The sequence below is a fragment of the Sphingomonas sp. AP28 genome (genome assembly GCF_056680455.1).
In genome coordinates this window covers 124,133-137,162 of record NZ_JBWXQI010000004.1, presented here as the reverse complement: position 1 = coordinate 137,162, position 13,030 = coordinate 124,133, and the positions used below count along the sequence as shown (strand labels likewise).

Annotated in this window: 11 protein-coding genes and 4 pseudogenes; 10 read left to right on the top strand and 5 right to left on the bottom strand. The window is 58.7% G+C overall.

Going from position 1 to position 13,030, the window contains the following annotated elements; translation table 11 throughout:
- Positions 1-448: 448 nt before the first annotated feature.
- A pseudogene (locus AC1MH0_RS22950) lies at positions 449-1,548 on the bottom strand (IS3 family transposase).
- Between the two features lie 414 nt (positions 1,549-1,962).
- Here AC1MH0_RS22950 and AC1MH0_RS22945 point away from each other — a divergent pair.
- Positions 1,963-2,181: a hypothetical protein gene (locus AC1MH0_RS22945; protein ID WP_480966366.1), complete on the top strand. Its 219-nt coding sequence runs from the start codon at positions 1,963-1,965 to the stop codon at positions 2,179-2,181.
- Between the two features lie 25 nt (positions 2,182-2,206).
- On the opposite strand, the gene AC1MH0_RS22940 is transcribed toward AC1MH0_RS22945, so the two are convergent.
- Both AC1MH0_RS22940 and AC1MH0_RS22935 read right to left on the bottom strand, forming a co-directional pair.
- Positions 2,207-2,575 carry a hypothetical protein gene (locus tag AC1MH0_RS22940; protein ID WP_480966365.1) on the bottom strand — a complete coding sequence of 123 codons (369 nt, stop codon included), beginning with the start codon at positions 2,573-2,575 and terminating at the stop codon, positions 2,207-2,209.
- Between the two features lie 255 nt (positions 2,576-2,830).
- Positions 2,831-3,040: pseudogene (locus AC1MH0_RS22935) on the bottom strand (IS481 family transposase); the annotation flags it as partial.
- 435 nt (positions 3,041-3,475) lie between these two features.
- Between AC1MH0_RS22935 and AC1MH0_RS22930 the strand changes: the two are divergent.
- The 3 genes and pseudogenes from AC1MH0_RS22930 to AC1MH0_RS22920 form a co-directional block, all read left to right on the top strand.
- Positions 3,476-3,678: pseudogene (locus AC1MH0_RS22930) on the top strand (acyltransferase family protein); the annotation flags it as partial.
- 803 nt (positions 3,679-4,481) lie between these two features.
- A complete protein-coding gene (locus AC1MH0_RS22925) occupies positions 4,482-4,946 on the top strand; it encodes an Npun_F0296 family exosortase-dependent surface protein (protein WP_480966364.1) in 465 nt (154 codons plus the stop codon).
- Positions 4,909-5,124 (top strand): PEPxxWA-CTERM sorting domain-containing protein, encoded by a 216-nt coding sequence (locus tag AC1MH0_RS22920; protein WP_480966363.1) that lies wholly within the window; start codon positions 4,909-4,911, stop codon positions 5,122-5,124. The genes AC1MH0_RS22925 and AC1MH0_RS22920 overlap by 38 nt, the downstream gene beginning before the upstream one ends.
- Here the strand turns inward: AC1MH0_RS22920 and AC1MH0_RS22915 are convergent.
- The gene (locus tag AC1MH0_RS22915) at positions 5,111-6,625 is read right to left on the bottom strand and encodes a DUF1996 domain-containing protein (protein WP_480966362.1); all 1,515 of its coding nucleotides are present in this window, start codon (positions 6,623-6,625) and stop codon (positions 5,111-5,113) included. The genes AC1MH0_RS22920 and AC1MH0_RS22915 overlap by 14 nt on opposite strands.
- Before the next feature lie 1,408 nt (positions 6,626-8,033).
- On the opposite strand from AC1MH0_RS22915, the pseudogene AC1MH0_RS22910 reads away from it, so the two are divergent.
- The 6 genes and pseudogenes from AC1MH0_RS22910 to AC1MH0_RS22885 all read left to right on the top strand — a co-directional run.
- Positions 8,034-8,524, top strand: a pseudogene (locus AC1MH0_RS22910) (integrase core domain-containing protein); the annotation flags it as partial.
- A gap of 139 nt (positions 8,525-8,663) precedes the next feature.
- Positions 8,664-9,965 (top strand): UDP-glucose dehydrogenase family protein, encoded by a 1,302-nt coding sequence (locus tag AC1MH0_RS22905; protein WP_480966361.1) that lies wholly within the window; start codon positions 8,664-8,666, stop codon positions 9,963-9,965.
- A 207-nt stretch (positions 9,966-10,172) separates the two neighbouring features.
- The gene (gene tnpA / locus AC1MH0_RS22900) at positions 10,173-10,571 is read left to right on the top strand and encodes an IS66-like element accessory protein TnpA (protein WP_480966360.1); all 399 of its coding nucleotides are present in this window, start codon (positions 10,173-10,175) and stop codon (positions 10,569-10,571) included.
- Positions 10,568-10,990, top strand: coding sequence for an IS66 family insertion sequence element accessory protein TnpB (tnpB, locus tag AC1MH0_RS22895; RefSeq protein ID WP_480966359.1), 423 nt, complete (start codon positions 10,568-10,570; stop codon positions 10,988-10,990). The genes tnpA and tnpB overlap by 4 nt, the downstream gene beginning before the upstream one ends.
- Positions 10,991-11,319: 329 nt before the next feature.
- Entirely contained in the window at positions 11,320-11,526 is a 207-nt protein-coding gene (locus AC1MH0_RS22890; protein WP_480966358.1) for a helix-turn-helix domain-containing protein, read from the top strand.
- A gap of 78 nt (positions 11,527-11,604) precedes the next feature.
- Positions 11,605-12,003, top strand: a complete 399-nt coding sequence (locus AC1MH0_RS22885) for a DnaB-like helicase C-terminal domain-containing protein (protein ID WP_480966466.1) — start codon at positions 11,605-11,607, stop codon at positions 12,001-12,003.
- Positions 12,004-12,768: 765 nt separating this feature from the next.
- On the opposite strand, the gene AC1MH0_RS22880 is transcribed toward AC1MH0_RS22885, so the two are convergent.
- Positions 12,769-12,990 (bottom strand): hypothetical protein, encoded by a 222-nt coding sequence (locus tag AC1MH0_RS22880; protein ID WP_480966357.1) that lies wholly within the window; start codon positions 12,988-12,990, stop codon positions 12,769-12,771.
- Positions 12,991-13,030: the final 40 nt, after the last annotated feature.

Here is a 13,030-nt window from a genome sequence, read left to right as displayed (position 1 = left end):
CCCCTGACACTTTAGTTAACAAAGGGTGAAAACTTTTAGCAGTCAACCCTTTAAGGTCCTGTTATACGATCTTTTGAACTCAGTACGACGGGGGGGGGGGGGCGTCGCTACCTAATTGCTAGGCGTTACCGGCGCCCGCCTTGGCAATAAGAATGATCGAGCAACTATGTTCGTCCGGATGTTCGGTCAGCCTGTTTGACGTTACGAACCAATGCCAGCCTCGTCATTCGACGCTGGACCGAAGCCAATGTCCTATCAAGCCGAGCGGCTATCGCGCTCAGCGGCTCAGACGCGGCTAATCCCCGCATAAGGAGCGCGTCCTCGTCAGGAGTCCATGAGGCTCGTTTGGGATACCGTGGGGGTAGCATTCAGCACGGCTCCAGCGCAGTAAGTAGGGATGTGAGGGTCCCCCGGTTTCTCATCCAATCTGAAGGTGAGTTTCCGGCGTTCATTCGGCCGCCTTGGCGGCCGCGGCAGCAGCATATTCGACCGGCGTCATCCAGCCAAGCGATGTGTGAAGGCGGCTCTCGTTATAGTCCCTTCGCCAGGCCTCGATATTGCCTCGGGCGTCGGTAATGGACAGGAACCAATGTGCGTTCAGGCATTCGTCGCGGAGGCGACCGTTGAACGACTCTACGAACGCATTGTCGGTTGGCTTACCCGGTCGGCTGAAGTCCAGCGTCACGCCGTTCTCATACGCTCAGCGGTCAAGTGCCTTCGAGATGAACTCCGGCCCATTGTCCACGCGAATGGTCTTGGGCGTGCCGCGGATCGACGAGATCCGTTCCATCGCCTCGACAACCTGCTCGCCCTTGATCCCCTGGTCGACGTCGATCGCCAGCGCTTCGCGGGTGAAAGCGTCGACGACGGTCAGCGCCCGTAATCGCCGGCCGTCGAACAGGGCATCAGATACAAAGTCCATCGACCACATCTCGTTCGGCGCCAGTGCCGCGGGTTGGCGTTCGCGGTTGGCAGCGCTGACGTTGCGTCTTGGCTTCTTGAGCCGAAGGCTCAGTCCATCATTCCGATATAGCCGATAGACGCGTTTGTGGTTCACGACCCATCCTTCCCGGCGCAGCAGGATGTAGATCCGGAAATAGCCGTAGCGCGTCCGCGTTGCCGCCAGATCACGGATGCGCATCACCAGCGGTGTCTGGTCCGGCTTGTGCGAGATGTAGCGCACCGACGACCGCTCGACGCCCAGCGCCGAGCAACTGCGCCGCTCACTCACGGCATGGGACGCCTGGACGTACGCGACGAGCTCGCGTCGTCGTCCAGGCGTCAGAGCTTTTTTGACAGGACATCCTGCAGAATGTGCTTGTCCAGACTGAGGTCGGCAACCAGCTGCTTCAGCTGCCGGTTCTCATCCTCGAGCTGCTTCAAGCGCCTCAGCTCGCCAACCCCGAGACCGCCGTACACCTTCTTCCAGCAGTAAAATGTCTGCTCCGAGATCCCCATTCGCCGGATGACTTCGGCCACCGGCGTACCGTTCTCCGCCTGCTTCAGCGCAAAGGCAATCTGCTCGTCTGTGTACCTAGATTTCTTCATTTCCAGCTCCTTGCCCGAAGGCTTCTCAAGGCCGGAAAACTCTCGCTCAAAATGGACTAAAAAACAGGGGGGACGTCAAGAGCACGACGGCAAAGCACACTATGGCGATCGTTAAGCTGTTCATGTTGCAAGCTGACAGGGCGTAGCCAGCTTACGAAATACGTCACCCCGAACCCCTAGTGGGATTGGCTGCGGACGAACTCACCACCTCCATTGTGGGCATCGAATTCCCGAACGAGAATGAATCGAAGATCAACAGGCTCATGGAGTTCATGCTCTGCGCCCCGGGTGACGTCGTAGAGCTACGCCTCGAGCCGAAGAACCCGTTCGACGCGAACGCTGTTGCCATCTCCAGCGATAAGGACGCAGCTGGGCTGCGTCAACGCAGAGTGTGCGCCCCTGATTGGCAAGCGGATGAAAGAAGACGAAGCGACCGCGGTCTTCCAGGCGATGCACGGGAACGGGGCCTATATCTGGATCCGGTTCGGAGGCGGGTTACCTACCCTGCCCGACCCGGTCCCTGATGTTCCGGAGCCAAACCCTCCCCGCCAGATGCGATCGGTGAAAAGGCGTATCTACGACCCTCATGCCTTCTATTCGGAAGACGAAGGCCCTGAATTGGGGATAATTTGATTCCTTACAATTCAGCGAGTAGACTTTAACCTGATGAGGAAGGACCGTGGTTCGGCATCCAATCCTGTAACGCTAAGCTAAGAATATGATCTACCACCGGTTCGGGCAGCGGATTGGCTACGTCAAAACCGAACTCGCCGGAGTGGGCCCAAGCAACCCAGCCCGAATAGCGCGAGAACGCTGGTACTTCTATGGCTAGAAACTGGCCCATCTTTGCGCGATAGCCCGACTGGATCCGAAAACCGTGGGTAGCGATGTCGATCACGGTGGCAGAAAACGGATCGCCCCCCGGCGCGATTAAGAACGCGGGGAGGTGGATCGGCGATCGACTAGTAGTCCGCGCATCGTCTTGCGGCCGGCTTGGTTTAAGTAAAGGATGGTCATGGAAGCTCATTGAGATCACATCTCATTTGGCGCTGAAGAACGCGTTAAGCGCTGTTGAACAGTATCCTTTTTGGAACGATCTAATCCTTCCGTCGGCGGTTAATTTTGACGAGGAAGGACCAGCGTTCGGGGCCTGCGCTACGGTCCAGCAGCTGGCTCTCTGACGTCCGCCTACCATTCCGGCAAATGAATGCTTCCCTCGCCGCACTAGCTTGGTACAGACACGGAATATGTCGGAGACGGCATTGAATTATTGGAAAAATGCTGACTCCTCGGCTTCGGTTAAGGTCGTGGAGTGAGGGGCCTTCGGCCCGGTCTTCAAATCCTCAACTGTCGCTCGCTTACGCCACTTCGCCACCGTCTTCGGGTTGATCCCAAGCTCCCGGCTCGGCGCCGCGAGCGAAGCTTGCGATCGCTGTATTGCTGCTCTGACGGCGTGCGTGGTCGTGGCGCTCCCGTGACGTACCTGTCCCATACTGCTTCCTTCCATTCCAACGAAAGGATCGCACCATCAAACCGTGGGATCAAACACCTACACGCTGCGATGTCCGAGGGCAGCGTGTCGAGATCGCTGGCATTCGGGACGGCGCTCTGCGGACGTTAATGTCGGACCTCTCGTTCTGGTCGCGCTCGATGCCGACGCGTGTTGTGGCACTTCGCAATTGTGCGACCGGGAATGGGGCCGATCGCCTACGCCGGAATAATCGTGGCGGTACCAGTGGTGTGGGGTTTGTTTGCCTGTCTGCGATCGGTGTCACGCGTCGGTGACAGGAGCCGGTTCGCAGCGTACCGGGGTCGCCCCCATCACCCGCCGCTGCGCCAAACAGCCTGCCCAAGGGGTGCGAAATATGCGACTGCATCTTCCCAGCGAGGCGCGGCAAGGGGGCACCGCTGCCGTAGGGAAGCGGACTTGAAGTACAGAGCTGATATCGATGGGCTGCGCACCGTCGCAGTCGTTCCAGTTGTATTGTTCATGCCGGCGTCGCCAGGATGAGCGGCGGCTTCGTCGGTGTCGACGTGTTCTTCGTAATCTCAGGTTTTTTAATTACCAAGCTTATCCTGCCTGACATCGACGGCGGTGGGTTCTCGGTCGTCGACTTCTATGAACAGCGCATTTACATCAACACCCCGGTAGACGCTTCCAGTAGACTGGCACTATTCAGAATGATCGTAGTAGGCGGCCCACCCGCGACGTCGCCTGCGCTTCTCAGCGCCTGCCATACGGATCGAGACCGCTAAAACACCAAGTAAAAGGACAAGTAAAATATAAAGCGGAAGCATCAGGCTTTCACAATGTTCTATGTGGAGATGGGAGGCAGCTTAGTCCGCAGGCGCACGTGCATCCGACTGAGCCTGATCACACCGAGCAGGTATCCTTGTTCGAAAAGGCTCGCCGAAGATTGCCCTGTTCAATAGTCGACTTAACGGCGGATACAACGAAGCAATCAGCATCGTGATCAGTACTAGGGCGATAGGCAGTAACCAGATTGCGGAAATGAAAGAAATTATTATACTCACCTTCGCCCCCTTACCCGGCCGCAAGATACGTAAATACGATTTATTTTAAGAACTAAATGCAGCCAATTTCGCCAACGATAGATGATAATGATGGTTCCACATTCAGGCGACCACGCCGCGTTTCCGGTGAACTGTTCCAATATGAGACGGTTTAGCCAGCCGCATTGGTGAATACCGATGCCGGCAGAAGGAACCAACTGGAGTAGACAAGGTTTTGACTTGCTCTCCAACGGCAATTGCAGCTGCAAAGATTCCATATTTGCGGGCTTTTGGTCCATGCCATGCTCATCTACCGATTTTGGCAAATTCGCTTGGGCGTCGCAGCTTAACGGAACGTTAACGCTGAAGTTACGGCATAAGGTTCGTGACGAGCCGACACGAAATTGGGTTATAATAGTATGAGGAAATTTCTGATTGCCGGGGCAGCATTGGTTGCTGTGATGGCGGTTGCTCCTGCCAGCGCGCAGGTTTCCGGTTCGCTCGGCATTGCTGGCCCCAATCCGCTTTCGCTGAGCTCAACTGGCCTCAGCAACGGGGCGACGCCAGTGGCGACACTCGTCGGTGGCTCGGTCTATAACAATGATTTGCAATTCGCTGATCGTCCGGCCGGAACGGTCTTCGGCGGCAACTTCCTTGCCACTGGCCCGACCTCGGGCAACGTCGCAACGCTTGCATTTCTTTCACCGATCTCGTTCCTGAACTTCGTGTGGGGCTCACCTGACGCCTACAACGTGCTGACGGTCAATAGCACCGCCGGTACGCAGACGTTTACCGCAGTTGGCCTCGGCTTCCCGGTCGTTTCCGGTTCTCAGTCTTTTTCGCAGTATGTGCAGTTCACCGCAAATGCTGGCACACTCAATTAACTCGGTGCCGTTCAGCAGCTCGCCGACCGTCGACGCTTTTGAGGCCGCCAACTTCTCGGTTACGGCGCCCGTGCCGGAACCCGCTACCTGGGCGCTGATGTTCGCAGGCTTCGGCATGATTGGGTTTACAATGCGTCGCCGCAACAGTAAGGTTATTGGGAAAATCAGATTCGCCTGATCTTAACCCCGTTAGGTACGAAGGAAGCCGCCGCCCCACCGATGGGCGGCGGTTTTACATGCAGTGATAAAAGGCGCGGCGCCTCCATCAGCCGCGAGGCGGCGCGGTAGTTGAGCGTTCCGCGTTTCAGCATCGTACCGTCGCCAAGTTCGCCGTCGCTGCAGTTAAGCAGTCTGCCAATGCAGTTGCGGTTCCAGGTTTCGCGCGCCTTCGGCTCCCAGCCTTCCATATAATCAGCGTGGAAGGTCGACCCGCCCGGCATTCGCATGCCGGCCATCCGGTCCGACGAGAACCACACCTCGCCGTCGCTCTTCTCGATCGTGTAGACGACGCCCTGTGTGAGCTCCGGGATCAGATACGGGTGACTGGCCGGACACCGAAGCTGCCCGGTCATCTGTCCGTAGGCCCCATGGGTCAGGTGTGAGCGGTGATCTGCGCTGTCGAGCGTGCCGGTCCAGCAATTGCCAAACCCGATCATTGCCATAACCTGGCCTGCCCCGCCGCAGTCGGCGATGGCCTCACCGATCAGCAGACGATGGTCGGACGGCCTGCCCGCGGTGATGCAGCGGAAGTGGAACGTGGAGTTTTCCGGCTGCTTCTCGCCCATGCGTTTCATGTCGAAGCCGGAAACGGCGCGCAGCCCGACCGGCAGGCCGACACAACCCTTGGTAGATTCCTTAATGCACTCGGGATCGCCATCGGGCCGGCGCTTGTAGTAGATCGAGATATAGTCAGGCTGAATGACCTTACCCACAGCAGTCATCAGCGCGGGCACCCAATAGGCCGATCGGTTAAGCGCGTTCGAACAGGTGCTGTCGCCTCCTGAGCGTAGGCTGGCGTATGTCGAGGCATTATTGCCTCGGGTGTTACCGAACCACTGGTGGAGGTGCGGCGAGCCGCCGGGCTGACCCGGGTAGAGGATCGGATCGTCCTGGTTGATCTGGCCAGCGTTGCAGATCATCCGGAAGGCGCCGACCACGTCCGGCTTACCGGATGGTACGACCGCATTGGCGCCAGGGGAGAGCAGGCCCGCCAGATCGAAGTTGCTTGCGATCGGCTCGATGTTTTCAGGCAGCAGCGGAGCAACGGCCGCCCGGCGCTGGCACCGCTTAGGAGTATTTGGCGCAGGATCGCCAAACGTATCGTTGTTGCAGACCACGTTGCCCTGCACCGTAAGTCGCCGCGTCTGGTCGCCAGCGCCGTAGCGGACCTCGCCCCACCCGGCGCCATTGCAGGTCGCGCCCTCCTTCGCACAGTCGATAAACGGCAGGTCGGGCACAGCCGGCTTCGGCGCGATGGCGGCGACGCGGTCGGTTTGCACCTGAGCGCTCGTTGTCGCGATAGTCGCAACACGGGCGAAGCAGTCTGCGTCCGTCTCAAGTTTGATCTGTTCGGTCGAGGTCGCAACGCGATTGGCCGCCATCGACGGGCAGCGGTTGATCGTCTGCGTCGATTCTGGACCGATTAGAAACAGCGATGCCAGAATGAGGAGATAGCGCATAGGCGATCCTTAGCAGGTGCGAGCGCCGATAGAGTGCACGAATCTGACGGCCTCTCGACAATAGCCGAGCTCGGCAAGGTGAATGGGATCGTTGTAGTCACAAATCGCCAAGGACGCCCGTGTTGAAGGCGCTCGGCGTAGCGAGGCTCTCACCGTCGTGATCGCAACGATCGCCACCAGCTTGTCGGCCTATCCCCGATCGGTGAGGTGCGTTTTGATGAGCTGGGTGTCGGCGTCGGACACCGTAGCTTCATCAGCGCGATCAGCGCCTCCATGTCGGACCAGTACTGCGCTGCGATGTTGCCTCGCTCGTTCCAGCCGAGCTGAATCGTTGCCAGTCTGACGTCGGCAGGTGTCGTCAGGCCGTAAGCCATTGCGGCCCCGGCGAAGCGGAGTTGCCATTGCCGAAGAAAGCACGTCCCGCGCGGCGATGCTGGCGGCATTTGGCATCGCGCCGATCTGCGCTGGCAGTGCGACATCCTTGCGCTAGCCGGTACCCGACGTCGCGGAGTTCGTCCGCGTACCGCCGAAAAACTGACCAGCGCCGGCGGCGGCGTTCAGGCTGTTGCCGATCGTCAAGACGCGCGCAGTTCCAACCGCAACGGCGGCCTTGAACTTTGGGAGCTTGACAATATCGGGCTGTGGCAGGGCGAGTTGCGCCTAAAAGTGCCTCGTTCGCGGCGATCGTGACATTTGGGTTGAAGGTCATGCGGCACTCCTTCGTGCATCGAGGTCGGACTTCTGCGGTCGGCATTAGGGAATTTGATGCTGCGTTGTTGATGGTCACTGAGGGGGCCGGGGTCACCGACATTTTTCCCGCGCGAAGATGCGTCGGAGCGCGTCATTTAAAGTGTCGCGGTTGGCCTTGTGGGAAGCGCGCCATTTATGATGCTAACCGTGAGAGCAGAACATAGTTAACAGGTGATCCGACCGATTTCGGTGCCCACGAGGAAGTCCAATGTTGATGGAAATGGTCGGCGCTCCTGGCGGCGCGATCGCACGCCCGGCGGGACTGTTCTTATTCTGCAGATCACCGACTCAGCCGAGGCGTTCCGAGCCGGCAGCTATACTAGGCTGCATCTAGCGTTAAACGATTGCCAGCTTCGCTCACTGACACAGGAATTATCTAGTGCTGCAGACGAGAAAGGCACTTCGCTTTTTGCCCTTGGAGGTGGTGGCGGCCATTTTCACGAAGACTGTCCGATTAATCTTACTGCCCCGTTGAGATTTCTTTGTCAGATGCCGAGAAATTATGACTCCCGCTTTTTGGCCTCGACCTTGATCCCCTTAACGACCGGCGAGAGTGCGGTGACAGCGCTGATGACGATTGTCGGGTTTGCCTTGGCTGCCTTGAATGCGGCGCCAAGCAGCTTGAGGCTGCTAATTCATCTATCGTTTCCTTGGGATGTATCCAAGGCATGTCGAGTGTACGATCTCGTGCAAGCAAGGTCGCGTGACAGGCGCAAGCTCAGCATCCTCACATCGACGAGTCGAGAAGGGAATGCCTGGCACTGACGGTTACCTGCCAACTCACCACAAAACGTGCTGGCGGCCTTAAACAAGCTGTTCATCGACCGCGGCCGCGCGCGCATGCCAAGTCGGACATTGGCATCGAGTTCATCGCCACCGCGGTTCAGAAATGGCTTTGGCAGGCCGGTGTGAAGACGCTCTGATAACGTCGGATTCACTGTGGGAGAACCGCTACAACGAGAGCCTCAATGCCGACAAAATAAGGTGCTGATCGCGGCGTGGTGACGATACTACAACACTGTCCGGCTACACAGCAGTCTCCGCTACCGTCCTCCGGCCCCGGAAGCGGCAACACTGCCGTTGCCGGTCTCTGGCCCCGCTTCACTCCACCTTCGACCGGCCATGGCAGCGGAGACAACAATTCACTAACTGCCAACCCGGACCACCCGGTTCGGGTAGCTCAGGCGATCGATAATCGGTACGGCCAGCCCCTTTAACACCTAGCGCCTATCGACCAAACGGATAAAGGTCGCGACCTTCGGGGTACACCTCAGCGCACGAGATTTAGATGCACATCACGATGATTGGTTCGGGCTACGTCGGCTTGGTGTCCGGCGCCTGCTTTGCAGATTTCGGCCACACAGTGATCTGCGTCGACAAGGACGAGGCGAAGATTGCGGCATTGAACGCAGGAAAGATGCCGATTTACGAGCCGGGCCTGGGGGCATTGGTGGCAGCCAACGTCGCGGCGGGCCGGCTGACCTTCACCACCGACTTGAACGCGTCTGTCGCTGGCGTTGATGCTATTTTCATCGCGGTCGGTACACCGTCGCGGCGGGGCGATGGTCACGCCGACCTCAGCTATGTTTTTGCTGCAACAGAGGAAATTGCTGCGGCGGTTACCGGGCCAACAGTGGTTGTAACCAAATCCACCGTGCCGGTCGGCACCGGCGACAAGATCGAGGCAATCCTCCGCGAACAACGGGCGGACATCGATATTCAAGTGGTGTCCAACCCGGAATTCCTGCGTGAAGGTGCCGCGATTGGCGACTTCAAGCGTCCTGACCGGATCGTAATCGGCACCGATGATGAAGGCGCGCGTCGCGTCATGCGCGGCGTCTACCGCCCGCTCTATCTCAATGAATCACCGATTCTGTTCACGGGCCGGCGTACGTCAGAGCTGATTAAATATGCCGCGAACGCCTTTCTCGCGACCAAGATCACCTTCATCAACGAAATTGCCGATTTGTGCGAGGCGGTGGGCGCGAACGTGCAGGACGTCAGCCGGGGGATCGGTCTCGACAATCGTATCGGCAAGAAATTCCTGCACGCAGGACCGGGCTACGGCGGTTCATGCTTCCCCAAGGATACGCTTGCACTGCTAAAGACGGCAGAGGACTTCGCAACGCCTGTGCATATCGTAGAGGCAGTGGTGAAGATAAACGACAACCGCAAGCGCGCTATGGGCCGCAAGGTTCTGAACGCATTGGGTGCGGCCCCCAAGGGCAAGACGGTCGCGCTGCTCGGCCTTACCTTCAAACCCAATACGGACGACATGCGCGATGCCCCGTCGATTGCGATCGCGCAGGCGTTGAGCGACGCCGGGGTCCATGTGCGTGCCTTCGACCCCGAAGGGATGGAGCCGGCAAAGCAAGCCATGCCGGATCTCGACTATTGCATGAGCATCTATGAGGCCGCTGCCGGTGTGGATGCCGTGGTGATCGTCACCGAATGGGATGCCTTTCGCGCACTCGACCTGGGTAAGCTCAAATCAATTATGGTCGCCCCTGTTCTCGTTGACCTGCGCAACGTCTATCGGCGCGAAGAAGTCGAGGCGGCGGGCTTCGCTTACACTGCGGTCGGGTGCTAGACGTTCGTTGGAAACCGGTGGCCACATCACAATTTGTGATAGTCACGGTACCAAGCGACGAACTGAGGCATGCCGGCATCGATCGTCGTTATCGGTCGATAGCCTTGATGACCCACGATGGCACTGATGTCGGCGGCGGTGCGCACGACGTCGCCTGGCTGCATAGAACTAGCCGCAGATGTGGCGAGTAGTCATACGACCGGTCGTATGAGTGGTCGTATCGATATTGTCGGTCGGGTATCCGGTCGACGCCGCTGGACGGTCGAGCAGAAGCTGGCGATCCTGCGCGATGCGTTCGGGCCGGCTGGGTCGGTCCGGGCGGCGGTCGAGCGTCACGAAGTCGGCAGCGGCGCGATCTACACCTGGCGGCGCCAGGCGATGTCGGGTGCACTGAGCGGCGTACCGGCCCGGCCGCAGGCCGCATTTGCCGAAGTCCGGATCAGCGAGCCGCCCGTGATGCTGTCGGCGCCGCCCATCGAGGTGGCAGCGGACGCCCAGACCCCGGGGCAGATCGGCATCGAGCTGCCTTCGGGTGTGCGACTGACTGTCGGCGGTACGGTCGACGCCGAGGCGCTGTCGCGCGTGATTAACGTGCTGGCGCGATGATCTCGCAGCCGACATCAACGCAGATATTCCTGGCCTGCGGCGTCACCGACATGCGCGAGGGCTTCGATGGCCTGGCGGTATTGGTGCAGCAGGTGCTCCGAAAAAGACCACATTCCGATGCGCTGTTCGCGTTCCGCGGTAAGGCTCTCTTGAGCGTGCCGAAGGCGCGGCGACCTGATCAAGTTGCTGTGGTTCGACGGCCAGAGACTCTGCCTGTTTCGAAGCGGATGGACCGGGGGCGTTTCGTCTGGCCGGTGACCGCGACCGGCACAGTGGCGCTGACATCGGCGCAGGTGTCGACGCTTCTGGAGGGCATAGATTTGCGTCGTCCCGAACGGACTTGGTCACCAACATGGGCAGGTCAAAAACACAGCTTTTCCGCCATTATTGCTCGTGTGAGGAGGCACGAACTGCTATGAAAACGAGGTATCGCAAGCCCCTCTTGCCCCATCTGATGCCGAGGCGCGGATTGCCGTGCTGGAGGCCTCGCCTGCCCGGGCCAATGCGGCACTATATTGCCTGCATCGTCACATGATATCGTCATGGCTTTAGGCCTGCTATTTTTCAAAAAGGCCGACCGTCCGCGCTTACGTGGTCGTCAACAAGGTGTCGTGGAACACCGCTTGCTGTCATCGCAACCTTCATTATAACTCGTACGCGTTTAGAAGTCTTGTGCTTTTCAGTGCCAATGCGAAGTCAACCATAACGCAAAAGTGCAACCAGTTTGAGTAGGTCTGAGGGAGATAAAATGACCGAGGATGAATTGCGAAAAGCTATGGAGCAACGTTTTTCAGCCATGAGCTTGCGGGAATGGTGCCGATTAACGGGATGCAACGCAAGCCATATAAATGAATTTATTAAGGGCAAGCGAGGGCCACCTTTCGATCTACTTGAAGCACTAAACCTGCAGATACGATATGTTCGCGGATATCGAAAAAAGACCCAAAAAACATAGCGACGAAGGCGTAGAGCTTGGACGCTACGTAATGGTCACTGCCGTCCGGATCATGGACCATCAGGTAGACCTGTTTGCATCGGCGTCCGCTGCGGTACGATCAATTCGCTCGCCGGCGCGATCGGCGTGTTGCGCCCTTCCAACCTGGTTGTCGTCGGTGGTCGCCCCGGCATGGGCAAGACATCGCTCGTTACGTCGTACTCGATTGGCGCGGCCGACATGGGTCACGGCGTCCTTATCTTCTCGCTCGAGATGAGCGCGGACGAACTTACCCGCCGCATGCTTGCCGACATGATCTTCTCCACGCGCGCCAGCGTACCACACGAGCATGTCCGCGACGGCACCGTCCGCCCGCACGAGATGGCCGCCAAGGCGCGGTTCGACGAGTGGCCGATCGAGATCAACGAGACGTCGGGCCTTAAGCTGGCCAAACTGATCCGTCATGGGCTCGTTCGAGTGGTCGCCAATCAAGCTTAAGATACGGCTGCTGCCGGCTGACAGCGTCGATGCCGTCGCGCTGCTGGACGAGCTGGCCGACGTGCTGCATCATGTCGTACGAGGTTGATGGCAAGCGCTACGGCGCCGTCCGCAATTTTTGCCAGTACCAGCGTCCCAAGAAGCCAAATTCGACTTATCCGCAGTCGGAAACGGTTTGGAACTGGGTAAACATCTAGGCCCGTTCAACACGGGACGGTGGGGGAACTCGATACCCCTTCAGTTACGCCCAGCGGGGAATTTACCCCCCTTCAGCCAAGGCTAGTGGAGAACTGAAGCCTCGTAAGAGGGGGGCTAGTGGGGAAGCGGCGGGGAACCAGTTACCCGCCAGTGGGGAAAAGTCCCGGCAGAGGAAGAGGGAGGAGATAGTTCAGTAGATAAATTTACTGACGCTGTCGCGTCGTCGAGCGATTCGAAAAAGGCTTTGTTCGACGCTGGTGTGGCTCTGCTGGGGGAAGGTAGCTGACAGCCAAGTTGGCTCGTGCCCTGATCGCCAAGTGGCAATATGCTTACAGCGAGGAAGCGACCAACGCAGCGTTGCTCAGTGATGCCGGCCGAGTTGAGCCGGTGTCGTGCATCGAGCCACGGTTTCAGACCAAGGTCGCTGCGCAGGACGAGGCCCGGGAGGCCAGTCGGTCAACGCGGAACGCTACCGGCGGATGGCTATACCCGGTCCGCCTACCGAGTTGCGGAAACTGGAGGAGCACGCATGATCGGAAGTTACTTCAATCGGGTCATACGTTCGGGTTACGTCGGAGTTTCGATCGCCGCCTGCTGGAGTATGCCATGCCGGATTACGCGCTGCCGATGGATGGCGAGGCAAAAGCCGGAAGCCGACGTCCGGTCGCCGCTTGTGCGCGAAGCAGGTATCAGTTCGAGGATACGTTCAACGTCCGTTCGGGGCATTCGCTCGTCGCCCCCGAACCAGTTGCTCCAGTCGAATACCGCTTTTGTAAAAATCAACAGCATTTTTCATGCGACCCTGCATACTGCGAGTCGGTTAATTATT